At 65.4% G+C, this 15,197-nt stretch carries 14 protein-coding genes and 3 pseudogenes; 10 read left to right on the top strand and 7 right to left on the bottom strand.

Annotation, left to right across the window (positions count from 1 at the left end):
* Positions 1 to 413: 413 nt before the first annotated feature.
* Positions 414 to 1,016: a superoxide dismutase gene (locus BQ4436_RS04630; RefSeq protein WP_070975655.1), complete on the bottom strand. Its 603-nt coding sequence runs from the start codon at positions 1,014 to 1,016 to the stop codon at positions 414 to 416.
* A gap of 83 nt (positions 1,017 to 1,099) precedes the next feature.
* Here BQ4436_RS04630 and msrA point away from each other — a divergent pair, with 83 nt between their 5' ends.
* Genes msrA through BQ4436_RS04615 form a run of 3 tightly spaced genes read left to right on the top strand, consistent with a single transcriptional unit; the run spans position 1,100 to position 3,395 of the window.
* Entirely contained in the window at positions 1,100 to 1,741 is a 642-nt protein-coding gene (msrA, locus tag BQ4436_RS04625) for a peptide-methionine (S)-S-oxide reductase MsrA (protein ID WP_070975654.1), read from the top strand.
* Positions 1,741 to 2,469: a glycerophosphodiester phosphodiesterase family protein gene (locus BQ4436_RS04620; protein WP_070479694.1), complete on the top strand. Its 729-nt coding sequence runs from the start codon at positions 1,741 to 1,743 to the stop codon at positions 2,467 to 2,469. Before msrA ends, BQ4436_RS04620 begins: the two co-directional genes overlap by 1 nt.
* A 20-nt stretch (positions 2,470 to 2,489) precedes the next feature.
* Positions 2,490 to 3,395 (top strand): DUF5926 family protein, encoded by a 906-nt coding sequence (locus tag BQ4436_RS04615; RefSeq protein WP_070975653.1) that lies wholly within the window; start codon positions 2,490 to 2,492, stop codon positions 3,393 to 3,395.
* Between the two features lie 39 nt (positions 3,396 to 3,434).
* Here the strand turns inward: BQ4436_RS04615 and BQ4436_RS12485 are convergent, their stop codons facing one another.
* Entirely contained in the window at positions 3,435 to 4,046 is a 612-nt protein-coding gene (locus tag BQ4436_RS12485; RefSeq protein WP_255366126.1) for an LCP family protein, read from the bottom strand.
* 27 nt (positions 4,047 to 4,073) lie between these two features.
* On the opposite strand from BQ4436_RS12485, the gene BQ4436_RS12480 reads away from it, so the two are divergent.
* A complete protein-coding gene (locus BQ4436_RS12480) occupies positions 4,074 to 4,535 on the top strand; it encodes a hypothetical protein (RefSeq protein WP_255366125.1) in 462 nt (153 codons plus the stop codon).
* Between the two features lie 208 nt (positions 4,536 to 4,743).
* Here the strand turns inward: BQ4436_RS12480 and BQ4436_RS04605 are convergent, their stop codons facing one another.
* Positions 4,744 to 5,439, bottom strand: a complete 696-nt coding sequence (locus BQ4436_RS04605; RefSeq protein ID WP_070361754.1) for a CPBP family intramembrane glutamic endopeptidase — start codon at positions 5,437 to 5,439, stop codon at positions 4,744 to 4,746.
* 18 nt (positions 5,440 to 5,457) lie between these two features.
* Between BQ4436_RS04605 and BQ4436_RS04600 the strand changes: the two are divergent.
* Positions 5,458 to 6,422, top strand: a pseudogene (locus BQ4436_RS04600) (prephenate dehydratase domain-containing protein).
* A 16-nt stretch (positions 6,423 to 6,438) separates the two neighbouring features.
* Here the strand turns inward: BQ4436_RS04600 and BQ4436_RS04595 are convergent.
* The 3 genes from BQ4436_RS04595 to BQ4436_RS04585 are packed head-to-tail and all read right to left on the bottom strand — an operon-like array spanning position 6,439 to position 8,546.
* Entirely contained in the window at positions 6,439 to 6,786 is a 348-nt protein-coding gene (locus tag BQ4436_RS04595; RefSeq protein ID WP_070363411.1) for a metallopeptidase family protein, read from the bottom strand.
* The gene (locus tag BQ4436_RS04590) at positions 6,786 to 7,793 is read right to left on the bottom strand and encodes a septum formation family protein (RefSeq protein ID WP_070975652.1); all 1,008 of its coding nucleotides are present in this window, start codon (positions 7,791 to 7,793) and stop codon (positions 6,786 to 6,788) included. The genes BQ4436_RS04595 and BQ4436_RS04590 overlap by 1 nt, the downstream gene beginning before the upstream one ends.
* Positions 7,794 to 7,796: 3 nt before the next feature.
* A complete protein-coding gene (locus BQ4436_RS04585) occupies positions 7,797 to 8,546 on the bottom strand; it encodes a GntR family transcriptional regulator (protein WP_070975651.1) in 750 nt (249 codons plus the stop codon).
* A gap of 88 nt (positions 8,547 to 8,634) precedes the next feature.
* Here BQ4436_RS04585 and serS point away from each other — a divergent pair, with 88 nt between their 5' ends.
* The 5 genes and pseudogenes from serS to BQ4436_RS11620 form a co-directional block, all read left to right on the top strand.
* Complete coding sequence (gene serS / locus BQ4436_RS04580; protein ID WP_070361757.1) at positions 8,635 to 9,888, top strand: serine--tRNA ligase; 1,254 nt, start codon at positions 8,635 to 8,637, stop codon at positions 9,886 to 9,888.
* Positions 9,888 to 10,709 carry a lysophospholipid acyltransferase family protein gene (locus tag BQ4436_RS04575; RefSeq protein WP_070361758.1) on the top strand — a complete coding sequence of 274 codons (822 nt, stop codon included), beginning with the start codon at positions 9,888 to 9,890 and terminating at the stop codon, positions 10,707 to 10,709. Before serS ends, BQ4436_RS04575 begins: the two co-directional genes overlap by 1 nt.
* A gap of 1 nt (position 10,710) precedes the next feature.
* A complete protein-coding gene (locus BQ4436_RS04570) occupies positions 10,711 to 11,538 on the top strand; it encodes an HAD family hydrolase (protein ID WP_070361759.1) in 828 nt (275 codons plus the stop codon).
* Positions 11,539 to 11,541: 3 nt separating this feature from the next.
* Positions 11,542 to 12,624: pseudogene (locus tag BQ4436_RS04565) on the top strand (FGGY family carbohydrate kinase); the annotation flags it as partial.
* A 226-nt stretch (positions 12,625 to 12,850) separates the two neighbouring features.
* Positions 12,851 to 13,117: pseudogene (locus BQ4436_RS11620) on the top strand (FGGY-family carbohydrate kinase); the annotation flags it as partial.
* A 139-nt stretch (positions 13,118 to 13,256) separates the two neighbouring features.
* Here the strand turns inward: BQ4436_RS11620 and BQ4436_RS04560 are convergent.
* Positions 13,257 to 15,143: an N-acetylmuramoyl-L-alanine amidase gene (locus BQ4436_RS04560; RefSeq protein WP_070975650.1), complete on the bottom strand. Its 1,887-nt coding sequence runs from the start codon at positions 15,141 to 15,143 to the stop codon at positions 13,257 to 13,259.
* Between the last annotated feature and the right edge of the window lie 54 nt (positions 15,144 to 15,197).

The raw sequence follows: 15,197 nt of genomic DNA, 5'->3' as shown, positions 1-15,197 counted from the left end.
TGTGCGTGGTGGAATGTGGTGCGCAGGTCGTGAGACGGCCACCCGAAAACCGCTCCCGTCGACCTCTTTCGGTCGACCAACCCTGGTCAGCGCAAAATCGACAAAAACGTACCAAAATGACCGAAAACGCCGTGACCTGCATCGGTCGACCGGAGCAGGTCGACCGGAACGCAGAACTGCCGAAACAGGGAACAGGCCCGGTTAACCCCGCTCCCTACCCCCTCTTGCATGGCAGGTTAGCCTACCCTAATATTCCTAGTGGGTCCTGGTTCCTTCAACGGACTCGTCGTGAATACAGATAAAACCCGCCGTGTTTCATACCCCTGTATGAAACACGGCGGGTGGCCATGTAAAGCGCTCCTCGCGAGAGCGCCTTTAATCTAACAGAATTACATGGCGTTGTCTATACCGACTTACTTGGAAGCCGCTGCGAAGCGATCGTTGACGTCGTCCCAGTTGACAACGTTCCACCAAGCCTTGACGTAATCGCCCTTGACGTTCTTGTACTGCAGGTAGAAGGCGTGCTCCCACATGTCGAGCATCAGCAGTGGGGTGAAGTCAACGGAGATGTTGCCCTGCTGGTCGGTGAGCTGCTCGATGATGAGGCGGCCTGCGATGTGGTCGTAACCCAGGACTGCCCAGCCGGAGCCGTGCAGGCTTGTTGCAACACCGGAGAAGTGTGCCTGGAACTTCTCGAAGGAACCGAAGTCGCGGTCAATTGCCTCGGCGATTGCGCCGGTTGGTGCGCCGCCTGCGTTCGGTGCCATGTTCTTCCAGAAGATGGAGTGGTTGGTGTGGCCACCCAGGTTAAATGCCAGGTTCTTGGACAGTGCACGCAGCTTGTCCGGGTTGGCGTCGCCGTTGCGCTCTGCCTCGAGGGCCTCGAGTGCGGCGTTTGCGCCAGCGACGTAGTTCGCGTGGTGCTTGTCGTGGTGCAGCTCCATAATCTCGGCCGAGATATGTGGCTCGAGTGCGTCGTATGCGTATGGGAGCTCTGGAAGTTCGTAAACAGCCATTGTCAGTTCCTTTCGTTTGGGGTTGGTGACGTGCCCCATAATAGACAAGAATCACATTCCCGCAATGGCGTACGCTGATTTTTATGGGTTTCTTGTTTGCACCGACGCCGAAGCTGGTTCCTGAAGATCGCACGTTGCCTGGCCGTGATGAGCCGGTGTTGGCGCATCCGCGTCCGCATGCTGTGTTGGGGACGCCGATTACTGGTCCGTGGCGCGAGGGCCAGCGCCGCTTGCTGGTGGGTATTGGGTGTTTTTGGGGTGCTGAGAAGATGTTTTGGCAGATGGAGGGGGTGGAGTCGACGTCGGTTGGGTATGGCGGGGGCGTGACGCCGAACCCGACGTATCGGGAGGTGTGCAGTGGGCAGACGAACCACGTTGAGCTGGTGGAGGTGGTCTACGACCCGGAGCGCGTCTCGTTGAAGGAGTTGGTGCGTGCGGCGCTTGAGGCGCACGACCCGACGCAGGGTTTCCGTCAGGGCAATGATGTGGGGACGCAGTACCGCTCGGCGTTCTTCACCGACACGGAGCACGAGGCGCAGGACATCAAAGGGTGGGTTGCGCACTACGGTGAGCAGCTTGTCGACGCCGGCTTTGCCCCAATTACGACTGAGGTGGGGTGGGGCGTCGATTATTACTTGGCGGAGGATGAGCACCAGCAGTATCTGCACAAGGTGCCGAACGGGTACTGCCCGCACCACTCGACCGGCGTGGAGTGTGGAATCTAATGTTGCCGAAGATTGTGGCGCATCGTGGATTCTCGGCGATGTACCCGGAGTCGACGCACCTGGCGTTCGAGGCGGGCCTGAAGCTGCCGATTCACGGCGTGGAGTGCGATGTGCGGCTGACGCGCGACGGGCGGCTGGTGGTGTTCCATGACGGCCTGGTGGACCGCACGACGGACGGGATGGGGCGCGTGTCCACGATGGACTTCTGCGACCTGCGCGAGCTGAACTGCGGCACGAAGGAGTGCCCGCAGCAGGTGATGCTGCTCGAAGAGCTGCTCGAGCTGCTGCAGGACTACCCGGACAAGCACCTCTATATTGAGACGAAGCACCCGACGCGCTACGGCCCCGAGGTGGACGAGGCGACATTTCGGGCGCTGGCGTACGCGGGCATGCTGGATTCGGAGCAGGTCACAATCATTTCCTTCTCGCATAAGGCGGTGCGGTATTTCACGCGGATGGCGCCGGACCTGCTCACGTATTACCTGTTCCGGCTGCGTGAAGCGAAGTGGAACCCGAAGTCCGTGATGCTTTCGAGCCCGTACGGGATTGGGCCGGGGTTGGCGCATGTGCAGCGGCGCCCGGAGCTGATCGGCAAGTATGGATGCCCGACGTACGTGTGGACGGTCAACGACCCGAAGGATATGCGGTGGTGTGCCGAACACGGCATCGATGCGATCGCGACCGACCACCCACAGTTGGCGCTGCAGACGTACGCAGGGCTGCTGTAGCGCCTGTACGATGTGTGTCTATGGCTAAAAAGAACCGTAGAAAGCAAGAGAATCTCCCAGAGGGAATGAGCCGCCGCCAGGCGAAACTCGCTGCCCGCGCCGCTGAGCGCGAGGCGCTGCAGAAGGACCCGCGCCCGTACGAGGGCCTGGCCGCTGAGGCCGAATTGGTGGCGCTGCAGGAGTTCGTGCCGTCCGCAACCGCGCAGGTGACCGTGAAGGACACCCCGGTGCAGCTGGTGACGGTGCTGCCAGGCGCCGTCGCGGCGATGGTGCGCGAGGGCGGCGAGCGCCTGGTCGCGCTGCAGGTTGCTGCGCACTCCCAGAACCCGGGCCGCGACCTCGCGTACGCCCTGAACTGGGTGCTGAGTGCCAAGGAGGGCGAGCAGCTCCAGTCCACCGCGGCCGACGGCCAGCAGCCGACCCTGAAGGACATCTTCCCGGTTGACGCCGCCTTGGACGTCACCTCCTACGACGACTTCTCCTGGTGGTTCCCGGAGGATGCCCAGGTTCCGCCGCAGATCCAGCAGGCGATGGCGGCCGCGAACGACGCCGTCATCCCGTCCGTCGAGGTCAAGTCGGACGCGCCGGGCGCCGTGTGGTGGGTCAACCCAGGCGGCGGCAAGGCCCACATCCGCTGGGTGCGCACCGAGGATAACGAGAGCCAGATGCTCTCGGCGCTGGCGCGCATCGCGGCGCGCGGTGAGCTCAACCTGGGTGAAGGCACGAAGTTCGCTGGCGCGTTCCGCACCCATGGTGTTGTGGTCCCGGTGTGGGACCTGGACCCGGCGGTGGAGCCTGCGTCCTACGCGGATGCGTTGGTGGCGCTGAACAAGGCCATCGAGGCCGAGTACGCGAACGAGGCCCAGCTCAGCGCCGACGAGCGCAAGCAGCTGGACAACATCAAGTCCCGCCAGGTCACCATCTAAACAGAGGGCGACCGGGCTACACGGGGGCTATTCGGGGGCCTACCTGAGTGACGAGAAGAGCTGCTCGGCAGCGACCTCGTCCCACAGGATCACGTTGCCGACGTCCGCGTCCATAAACCCGCCCACCGGGATGGTTTCCGTGTTCAGACCCATGCTGAACGCCAGCCCGATGCGGGCCAGGTTCCATACGTGGTCCTTGCTGCCCACGGTGAACATGGCCGGGGCGGTCCACAGCAGTGGCAGCGCCCGGAAGGGGTTGAGCAGCACGCCGGGAGAGAGGATGCGGCTGGTCAGGGCGCCGAGGAACTCGCGCTGGCGCCCGACGCGGTCCAGGTCGCCCTGGGCGGTGGCGCGGGTGCGCACGTACCCAAGGCCGGTCGCGCCGTCCATCGTTTGGCAGCCGGGCTCGACGAACAGGTTGGCCAGCGGGTCCTGGATGGGCTCCGCCACGCAGATTTCTACGCCGCCGACGGCGTCGACGATGTTTGCCAACCCACCCATGCCGATTTCCGCGTAGCGGTCCACCCGCAGGCCGGATGCCTGCTCAACGGTCTGGATGAGCAGCTGCGGGCCGCCGTAGGCGAACGCCGCGTTGATCTTTTCCTGCCCGTAGCCGGGCACGGCCACATAGGAGTCGCGCGGGATGGACACCAGCGTCGCCTTCCCGAACAGCGGCAGGTGCAGCAGCATGATCGTGTCGGTGCGGGTGGTGCCCAGGTCGCCGCCGGTGCCGAGGCGCGCCGCGTCCTCCTCGCTCAGGCCCGTGCGCGAGTCGGACCCGACGAGCAGCCAGTTCGTGCCCGAGGTGTTCGCGATGCGCTCGGCGGGCAGGGCGTCGACGCGGGAGAGTCGGGCGTCGACAAGGAAGGTGAGGGCGAGCAGCACCACGAGGAGGGCGGCGAGCAGACGGCCGCAGCCACCTTTTCGACGCCCCCTCCGCCGCTGCGTGCGCTGCCGTGGGGGTCGCTGTGGCCGCTGCGTGACCTGCATCGGGAAGAGGTGGATAAGAGACAGCGCTGTGGCCGCTGCGTGACCTGCATCGGGACGTGCTCGCGCTCCGGGCGCTGCTGCGGCGGCCTGTGCTGCGCTGGACGTTGCTGCGCCGGGTACTGGCGCGGCCGGTATTCGCGCGGTTCGTAGTCGCGCGGGTTGTACTGTCGTGTTTCCTGCGGCTCGCGCCGCTCCGGCCGGATGGCTGGCCGTTCCTGCCAGGCAGGGGGCCGTTGCTGCTCCCGCTGCGGGCGACGCTTCCGGATGGGGCGTCCGTAGCGGTCCACGAGCGGTTGGCCGTCCCTGCCAAGCACGAAGTCCTCGAGGTTATCCCGGGGATCGTTGGAATGCGGCGTACTCATGGCAACAGTGTAGACGGCAGGAGTGGGTAGGCGAGAAAAGCGACGGCGTCGATAAGGAAGTGTGCGAGGATGAGTGGCCAGACTTTGCCGGTGCGGTGGTAGTAGTAGGCGAAGACGGCGCCCATCGCGAGGTTGCCGAAGCCCGCGGAAACCCCCTGGTAGAGGTGGTAGGAGCCGCGCAGGATCGCGGAGGCGGCGATCGTGGCGGGTACCGACCAGCGCATCTGCCGCAGCCGGGTGCAGAGGTACATCACCACCACGACTTCTTCGGCGAACCCGTTGGCGAACGCCCACAAGAGGGAAGTGGGGATCTGGACAGCCTCGGTGGTGGGGATGACTACCTTGGACCAGCCGAAGCGCACCGCCCCGATGTAGAGCGCCAGCCCCGGGATGCCGATAAGTGCCGCGAACCCGGCGCCGCGCAGCCAGTCGCGCCACTTCGGCGCAACCCACGCGGTGCCCAGCAGGTACCACGCCAGGCCACCCCACCCGATAAGCGAAAGGGCTGAGACCGCCTGGAGCGCCACGTCGAGCCAGCCGATGGAGCTCGCCTGGGAGTAGAGCGTCGTCGATTGCTCGTTGAGGGGCGCCTGCAACAGCGAGTCGACTAGACGCAGCGCGGCGCGCAGCCCGCTGGCGCCGAAGGTGACGGCCAGCACAAGGAGGACTTCGACGCGGTACCGAGTGTGCATGCAGGCTACAGTAGCCCCATGACAACGATTGCGTACCTCGGCCCGGCGGGAACGTTCACGGAGCAGGCCGTCTGGAACTTTGACCTGCCCGACCCGCAGCTTGTGCCTGTGGATTCCCCGGCGGAGGCGCTCAACGAGGTGCGCGCCGGGCGCGCGGACTACGCGGTGGTTGCGGTGGAGAACTCGGTTGACGGCGCGGTCACCGCGACGACGGACGCGCTGACCGAGGCGCCCGGGGTGCAGATTTACGGTGAGACCGAGCTGGAGATCGCCTTCGCAATCATGACGCGCCCCGGTGCTTCACTTGTCGACGCCACCCGCTTCGCCACCCACCCCGTGGCCTACCAGCAGGTAAAGCGTTGGATGGCCGAGCACGCCCCGAATGTGACCTTCCACCCGGCGACATCGAACGGCGCCGCGGCGCAGCTCGTCGCTGAGGGGGAGGCGGACGTGGCCTGTCTCCTCGAACCCTCCAGCCGGGCATGAGACACCGGCATGCGGGCCACGACATCACATGGGGCGTCGGCCACTACGCCCCGGAGCGCGCGGCGGAGCTGCTCGGGCTCGAGGTGCACGCGCGCGGCGTGGCCGACTTGTCCACGGCGCGGACGCGCTTTGTGCTGGTTGGTCCGTCCGGGAAACCAACGCCGCGTACAGGCAACGATAGGACGTCGATCGTGTTCCAGACCCCGAACGAGCCTGGCACCCTGGTGGCGGCGCTGCAGGAGTTCGCGTTCCGCGGCGTGCACCTTTCCCGTATTGAGTCACGCCCAACACGCAAGGAGCCGAACACGTACTCCTTCCACGTGGACATCGTGGGGCATATCGACGACACCGCCGTGGCGGAGGCGCTGCGGGCTGTGTACCTGCGGTCCTCGCAGATTACGTATCTGGGGTCGTGGCCGTGCGCGCAGCAGGCCACGTGGCCCAGCGGCAACCCGCGCCTGGCGGAGGCCCAGGCATGGGTGGACGGGCTGCGCTAAGCAGGGATAGCTTCGGCTAACCCCAGCCGAGTTCGTGCAGCTCGTGCTCCTCGAGCCCGAAGTAGTGGCCGACCTCGTGGAGGACGGTCACCTTTACTTCGTGGCGCAGTTCTTCTTCGTCGCTGCACATCGCCTCGAGTGCGTCCTTGTACACGAATACCGCGTCCGGCAGGAACCCGCTGTGGTTTGAGTGCTGCTCAGTAAGGGGGATGCCCTCAAACAGTCCGAGTAGCATGGGTTCGTCCGGGTTGAAGTCGCGGGCCAGCACCACCATGTTCGTCATGTGGCGGGCGAACTCCTCGGGGATGGTGTCCAGGGCGTCGTTGATCATCTCCTCGAAGGCGTCCTGGCTGACCGGCTCCATCATGGTCGGGGCTGCTCCTCCCGAAGCGGGCGGCGCTCGGGACGCTCCGGTGGCGGGTTGCCGTCGATCTTGAGCACTTCGCGCCCGGCGGTCGCGGACCCGGTCAGGGTAGCGAACTGCCCCTCCGGATTCGAAAAGACCAGCGCGCAGTTCACGCTGTGCGAGCCACCCTCCCATGCGGACGGCTTCTGCGTGGTCCAGAACGGCTGCAGCGCGATCTGGTAGAGGTTTTCCTCCGCGCCCATGTACTTCTGGGCGGCGTCGGTGCATACGTCGCGAAGGTGGTTGTCCTGCTCCTCGATGCTCGGGGTGTGGTCGGGGAAAACCGGTGCGAGGTCCACCGTGCTGGTGATCTCCATCTGGTGTGGCTCGTTGCAATCCACGCTGCTCAGGCTGGAGGTGCCGTCGATGGCTACGCACTCCCCGGGATTAAAGGTGCGCGCCTGGTCCTGCTCGGACACGCGGCCCGTGGTCAGGATTGGGGTGCCGTCGCGGTCGGTTTCCTGCAGGCCGCACAGCATGGTGCGGTCACCCTCTTCCCACGCGGCCGCGGGTGGCAGGATCGGCGCGATGGAGTAGCGCCCGTTCGGGTCGAAGGCGCCGTTGAGGTAGCGCAGGGTTGCGCCTCCGCACAGCTCCTCGCGCAGCTGTGCCTGGCGGGTCTGGTTCGGCATCGGTGCAGACGGCCCGAACTCGGAGGTGGGGTAGGTTGCCAGGTCTTCGCGCGCCGAGACCTCGAAGCGGTGCTCGAGTGCGCAGTCGGTTTGCTCGAAGGCGGTGATGTGGCCTTCGGCGTCGGCTTCCCACGTCAGGCAGGCGCCTTGGTCCGCCGTGGTGAACGGCGCTGGCTTGTTTTTGCTGTGTCGTTTCGGAGTGGACGTCGATACCTGAGCCTCATCTTGAGGCGCGGGCGACGCGTTGTAGGTGTAGGAGCCGAAGCCGACCGCACCCGCGAGCAGCGCGACGAGAAAGCCGCGCAGCGCTGTTGTCCTGCTAGCCATGTGCATTTCCTATCCCTCGAGGTTGCGCAGTACCTGTGTGTGCAGACTATAACGATCCGTCCGGTACACACTGGCACAGTATTCCACACGTGTGCCATGGCTTTGCGCATAGCGCACGATTCGCAGCAGCGCGCGGTTCGCCGGCACCTCGAGTAACGGGGCGACGGTCGCGCCGGCATTCACGGCGGTCACGGTCTGCTCAGCTTTGGTGATGCCGAGGTTGTAACGCTTATCGAGTACCTCGTACACCGACGCCTGCAGGTCGTGTTCCAGCAGGTCGGGGACCAGCTCGCCGTTGTACCAGCCGTCGTCGACGGCGTAGGGTTGGGCGTCGCCAAGCCGGAGGCGACGCAGGTGGATGTGCTCTGTGTGTGGCGGGGTGCCGAAGTACTCAGCGACTTCTTGAGGCGCTGGCGCGCGCTCCGCCAACAAGATGCTTGACGACGCCACCACGCCTTGCGCCTGCATCTCCTCGGAGAAACTGGCCAGCTGCAGCTTGCTCACCAGTGGGCTCGGCGCCACGAACGTGCCTTTGCCCCGGACCCGGCGGAGCTTGCCCTGGGCGACGAGGTCCCCGATCGCGCGTCGCACCGTGATCCGGGAGACCCGGTAGGTCTCCTCGAGGGCGCGTTCGCCGGGCAGCGGGTCGCCGGGGGAGAGCTGATTGCGGCAGTACTCTTCGAGGATGATGCGTAGCTGCGCGTGTTTCGGGAGGGGGCCTTCCTGGATTTCGGTGGGGGGCTGCTCGGGCGTGGACATACCCCCACCATAGCGCACTGGTTATTACCAGAGTGGGGCGGCGGTGCAGGTGGCGTATCGAGGGGCGGAACCGGGTAGAGTTGTGGGCGTGATTGATCTGAAATTTCTGCGCGAGAATGCAAACGACGTCCGAGAGTCCCAAACCGCCCGTGGCGAGGATCCCTCCCTCGTCGATCAGCTGCTAGCCGCCGACGAGCAGCGCCGCGAGGCTATCCAGGCAGCAGATGAGCTGCGTGCGGAACAGAAAGCCTTCGGCAAGAAGATCGGCCAGGCTTCCCCGGAGGAGCGCCCGGCGCTGCTCGAGGGCTCGAACGAACTCAAGGCTAAGGTGAAGGCCGCCGAGGCCAAGCAGGCTGAGGCAGAGCAGGCCGTGCAGGACTTGCAGTACAAGATCCCGAACCCGATCCAGGGCGCACCGGCTGGCGGCGAGGAGGACTTCGTGGTCCTCGAGCACGTCGGCGAGGTCCCGACCTTCGACTTTGAGGTGAAGGACCACCTCGAGCTGGGTGAGAACCTCGGGATTATTGACATGAAGCGTGGCACCAAGGTTGGCGGTGCGCGCTTCTACTACCTGGTCGGCGACGGCGCCTGGATGCAGCTGGGTATGATGATGCTCGCCGCGCAGAAAGCCCGCGAGGCCGGCTTCAAGGTCATGATCCCGCCTGTCCTGGTCCGCCCGGACGTCATGCAGGGTACTGGTTTCCTTGACGAGCATGACGAGGAGATCTACTACCTCGAGCGCGACGACCTTTACCTGGTTGGCACCTCTGAGGTGGCGCTGGCCGGCTACCACACCGACGAAATTATTGACCTCTCGGACGGCCCGCTGCTCTATGCCGGCTGGTCCAGCTGCTTCCGCCGCGAGGCCGGCTCCTATGGCAAGGACACCCGCGGTATCCTGCGCGTCCACCAGTTCGACAAGCTGGAGATGTTCGCGTACTGCAAGCCTGAGGACGCCGAAGAGATGCACCAGAAGCTGCTCGGACTCGAGCGCGAGATGCTCGCCGCAGTCGAGGTGCCGTACCGCATTATCGACGTCGCCGCTGGTGACCTCGGCTCGTCCGCTGCACGCAAGTTCGACACCGAGGCGTGGGTGCCGTCGCAAGATACGTACCGCGAGCTGACGTCGACCTCGAACTGCACCACGTTCCAGGCGCGCCGCCTGTCCATCCGCTACCGCGACGAGAACGGCAAGACCCAGACCGCCGCCACCTTGAACGGCACGCTCGCGACGACGCGCTGGCTCGTCGCCATCCTCGAGAACAACCAGCAGGCCGACGGCTCCGTGAAGGTGCCTGAGGCGCTGCGCCCGTGGGTTGGGAAGGACGTACTGGTTCCCTAATGCGCACGATTGATGGACTGTTTGAAGTAGCAGACGGCTATACCGCCCCGCGGCCGCACAGCGGTGATATGCAGAACCGCTTCTACCAGCGGATTGTGCGCGCGGCAAAGCGCTACTTCCGGTTCGCCGGGACGAAGGCGACGGTCCACGGCCTCGAGCACGTCCCGCTGGACGGCGGGGCGATGCTGGCGATCAACCACACCGGCTACCTTGACTTCATGCTGGCGGGCATTGGCCCGTACCTGCGCGGGGAGCGCCTGGTGCGGTTCATGGCGAAGAAGGAAGTCTTCGGCATTCCGGTGCTGCGGTGGCTGCTGCGCAACATGGGGCACGTCCCTGTGGACCGCTCGGCGGGCGCCGGGGCTATCGACGCCGCCGTTGCCGCCCTGCGCGAAGGGGCGATCGTCGGCATCTTCCCGGAGGGCACGATTTCGCGCTCCTTCGAGATTGCGGACTTTAAGACGGGCGCCGTGCGCATCGCTCGCCAGGCCGGAGTGCCGCTCGTGCCCTGCGTGATCTGGGGCTCCCAGCGCCTGTGGACCAAAGACCAGCCGAAACGGCTCGGACGCTCGGGCATTCCGGTCATCATCCGCTACGGGGAACCCGTTGCTGTCGACGGCACCGTTGAAGAAGCCACGGGTAGGCTCAAGGCAGCGATGGAAGCCATGCTGGAGACCACCCGCGCCGAATACGAAACGCGCTTCGGACCCTTCGAGCCCGGCGAGCCATGGATGCCGGCCTCGCTCGGAGGGAGCGCACCGACTCTTGAAGAAGCAGCCGAAATTCGCCGAAAAGAACGCGAGGCAAAGAAAGGGAAATAACATGAACGCCCCCAGCCTGATCATCAGTGACATCGATGGCACATTCCTCAACTCCTACGGACGGGTGACACCTCGTCTGCTGGAGGTCGTCGCGCGGGCTGTGCGCGGCGGAACCAAGTTCGGGCTGGCCACCGGGCGCCCCCACCGCTGGCTGCTGCCGGTGCTCGAGCAGCTGCCGTTCGAGCCGGTCTGTGTGGCCGCCAACGGCGCCGTCATCTACGACCCAGAACACGACGAAGTGGTGAAATCCTTCGCGCTGTCCCCGGAGAGTATGCAGGAGACCGTGGAGGTCGTCGAAAAGGTGATGGGGGAAGCCGACGTGACCGTGGGCTACGGGGTGGAACGGCTGAGCCAGAGCGCGCTCGACCCGGAGGAAGAGTGCTTCCTGATCACGCCGGAGTACAACCCGGACGCCTGGGACGCCCGCTTCGGCGTCGTCCACGTCGAGGAGCTGCTGGCAGAACCTGCGGCGAAGCTGCTCGTGCGCTGCCCGGACCTGATGGCAGCAGAGATGTTCGACATGATCGCCCCCGAGATCGACCAGGACATCGCGCACGTGACCTACTCCATGGAGGAGGGGCTGCTCGAGTTCTCGCGCCCCGGCGTGACCAAGGCGGCAGGTGTTTCCTACCTGGCGGCCCAATACGGGATCGACCCGTCTCAGGTGGTGGCGTTCGGCGACATGCAAAACGATGTTGAGATGCTGGCGTGGGCCGGCATGGGCGTTGCCATGGGCAACGCGACGGACGCGGTGAAGGACGCCGCTGATATTGTGACCGCATCGAATGATGAAGACGGCGTGGCACAAGTACTGGAGCACTGGTTTTAACTCATGACGTTGCTGGCGGCTATTGATCAAGGCACAACATCAACCCGGTTCGTAGTCGCCACTACGGGCGGCAAGGTGATCGCGCAGGCGCAGTTCGAGCACCGGCAGATCCTGCCGCGCGAAGGCTGGGTCGAGCACGACCCACTCGAGATCTGGCGCAACACGCGCCGCGCCATGAGCGACGCCGTGGCCAGCGCAGATATCGACGAAGCCGCCATCGCCACTTTGGGCCTGACCAACCAGCGTGAAACCGCCGTCATCTGGGAACGCGCAACCGGCATGCCCATCTACAACGCCATCGTGTGGCAGGACACCCGCACCTCCTACGACGGCGACGCCACCGAGTTCCAGGCCACCACCGGGCTGCTGCGCAACTCGTACCCGGCCGGGCCGAAGTGGGCCTGGATCCTCGACCACGTCGACGGCGCCCGCGAGCGTGCTGCCCGTGGCGAGCTGCTCGCCGGCACCATGGATACCTGGCTGATCTGGAACCTCACCGGCGGCCAGCGCGACCCTGACAACGCACTGCACGTCACCGACGTCACGAACGCCAGCCGCACCCTCCTGATGGACCTGGAAACCCTCCAGTGGGACCCCGACCTGTGCGAAGCCATCGGCGTGCCGCCCGAAATCCTGCCGGAGATCCGCCCGTCCGTCGGCGACTTCGGCCAGGTCCGCAACCGGGGTCCGCTGGCCAACGTGCCCATTTGCGGCGTGCTCGGCGACCAGCAGTCGGCGCTCTTCGGCCAAGGCGGCCTCGAAGAGGGTGCTGCGAAGATGACCTACGGCACCGGCCTGTTCATGCTGCTCAACACCGGCACCACGCCCACCTTCAGCGAGACCGGAATGCTCAGCACCGTTGCCTACCAGCGCGCCGGGCAGCCTGCCGTCTACGCCCTGGAGGGCTCCGTCGCGGTGGGCGGATCGCTCATCCAGTGGCTTCGCGACCAGCTCGGGATCCTGCGCACCGCCGCCGAATCCGAGAAACTCGCCAGCGAGGTCCCGGACAGCGGCGGCGTCGTCATCGTGCCTGCGTTCTCCGGGCTGTTCGCGCCGCGCTGGCGCCCGGACGCCCGCGGCGTCATCACCGGTCTGACCCCGTCTCCTATACACTTCTCGATGTGTATTAGAGACAGGGGTTCGTCGTCGGCAAGGCGGAGGTGTTGGTGGTGGATGTGCCCTGTGTGTGGTGGGGTCACAAACAACAAGTCCACGCCCGTCGCCGCGTACGCCGCCTGCTGGAAAAATTGGCCCGCGCACAACCTTCCGCACCCCCGTTCTCTTACACACACCAAGAGTGATAAAAGGACCCGCCCGCGGCGTCATCACCGGTCTGACCCGCTTCGTGGACCGCCGCCACATCGCGCGCGCCGCCCTCGAAGCAACATGCCTACAGACCCGCGAGGTCGTCGAAGCGATGGGCGTCGAACTGCGCGAGCTGCGCGTCGACGGCGGCATGACCTCCAACGACCTGCTCATGCAGATGCAGGCCGACATCCTGGGCACCCGCGTCGTGCGCCCCGGCAACATCGAAACCACGGTCATGGGGGCGGCGTCGGCAGCGGGGATGGGCGCCGGGCTTCTCGACGCCCCACTCTCCCTCGGCACGCCCACAACCTGGGAAGATACGGCAAACGCGGCGACTCGCGAAGTGCTTGTCGCCGCGTGGGAAGATGCGGTACGCCGTTCCTATAACCTTGCCTAGCCGCTAGCTGTTGCTAGTGCACGCCAATGTTGATGGTGTTGGTGTGCTGGTTGTATGTGATGTCGCCGCCTTGGAAGTCGACGCGGAAGAGGCCGTCGCCAATCGGGTGCTCGGAGTTGACCGGCAGGCCGAGCGGGCCGGCGTCGAGACCTTGTTGGAGCCAGGCGTTCGCGATCTTCGTGAACATCGTGAACGCTTCGCCCTTCGCGTTGCGCACGGCGATGCCGTTCTGGAAGAAGCCGAAGTCGTTGCCGCCCACGCCGCCGACGCCACCGATGACGGCGCCGAGCGTCGGCTCGAACTGCTTCCACACCGCAGCCAGGTCGTTCTGGCCAGCGAACTTCAGCATCGGCTCGATGTATGGGGCGATCTGCTGCAGCGTCAGCCCCGGAGCGATCTCCACACCGGACAGGTTCTGGATTCCGCCCGGCAGCAGGTCGTTCGCCTTCGCGTACAGGAAGATCAGGCCAGCCAAGGTGCCGACGGCCGCTGCGATCGCCACCGCGTCACCCGAGGCAATCCCCGACAGGGAAATGTTGTCGGAGGAGCCCGAGTTGGTCACCTGGGTCGTGGTTCCGTCAGGGTTCGTGACGGTGCCTGACTCCTTCTTCCCGGAGCCCAGTGCGTCGAGCAGGTCGCCGACCGTGGTGTCGGTGGCTGGACCCGCGTAATCACCCGGTGGGGTGAACTCGGAAGAGTTCTTCAGCGCGCGGTACTTCGTGTTCGCGATTGTGCGCACCGTGCCCATCTGGTTGTACAGGTTCTGGCCTGGGCACTCGTTGTAGTGGAAGTCCCGGTGCGCGTTGATGTTCGGGAACATCCCGCCCTGGCCGGCGCGGTACTTGCTGCCCTTGAAATCGAAGTCAGCGTAGTGGTAGCTCGAACCCATCGGGTCGAACCCGGAGACAGCAGCCTTCCAGCCGATGATGTCGCCCAGCGCCTGCAGCGACGCACGCGTCGGCACCGCGGTCTGGTAGTTGCCCAGCACGGACACGCCCCAGGTGTTCTGGTTGAAGCCACCCACGTGCGCGCCCTGGACCGCGCGGTCGAGCCCGCCGTACCGGCCCTCGTAGATGTTGCCGTACTTATCGACCATGGCGTTGTAGCCCACATCGCCCCAGCCCAGGGTGTAGGTGTGGTAGTTCCAGATGCCGCGGACGATGCCCGGCGCCTGCGCCTCGGTGTAGTTGTTGGAACCAGCGGTATGGTGGACCGTCGCGGCCGTGACCGGCGCGGTGTACGTCGGGTTGCTGTTCTTGCCTGCACCCCACTGCGCGCGGGTGATGACCTTCGGCATCCCGTAGGTGTAGGAGTCGACGACTGGCTTGATGTTGTCGTTGACGGTGCCGGTGCCGCCGTCGATAAATACGGCCTGGATGTCGTTCGCGGTGGTCGGCGCCTGGGATGCTGGGCGGCCGTTCTCCAAGAGGTCGACGTTGCCTGTGGAAACTTGGACGCGCTTCGTCGGCTCCACGAAGATTGGCTCGGTGCCGAATGTGTCCGTCCCCGGTGCGGCATCGAGCGGATCCATCTCGAACCACTCCGTCCAGCTGCCGTCGGCACGCTGGGCACGCACGTAGGCGACGATGTCGCGGTCGCCCTTCCACGTCAGGCCAAACAGCGTGAACTCGCGGTCGCGGGTGAACTCCTTGACCACACGACGCTCCTCGGTCTCCTCACCCTGGGTGCGCACCGCTGCGTCATCCACGGTGATATTCGCACCCTTGGCGAAGGACTCGCTGGCGTTATAGACGTCCATCTGCGCCGGGGCCGCCGACTGGACCTGGACAATGTGGTTGCCGCCGAACGCTCCGGCGACAACGAGGGCCACGGACATCACCGCAGCCATCAGAGGGCGCATCCTGGAGGATTGCCCATTCAGGCGCTTCCGCTGTTGCACGTTTTAACTCCTGTGGCTATAGGGATAAAGGTTACTCCAGTGAAGTGTAGTGCA

It is taken from the genome of Corynebacterium sp. MC3, from assembly GCF_900099485.1.
Taxonomy (GTDB): domain Bacteria; phylum Actinomycetota; class Actinomycetes; order Mycobacteriales; family Mycobacteriaceae; genus Corynebacterium; species Corynebacterium pseudogenitalium.
Note: the sequence above shows the minus strand (reverse complement) of the source record. Positions and strands in the feature narration are given on the sequence as shown.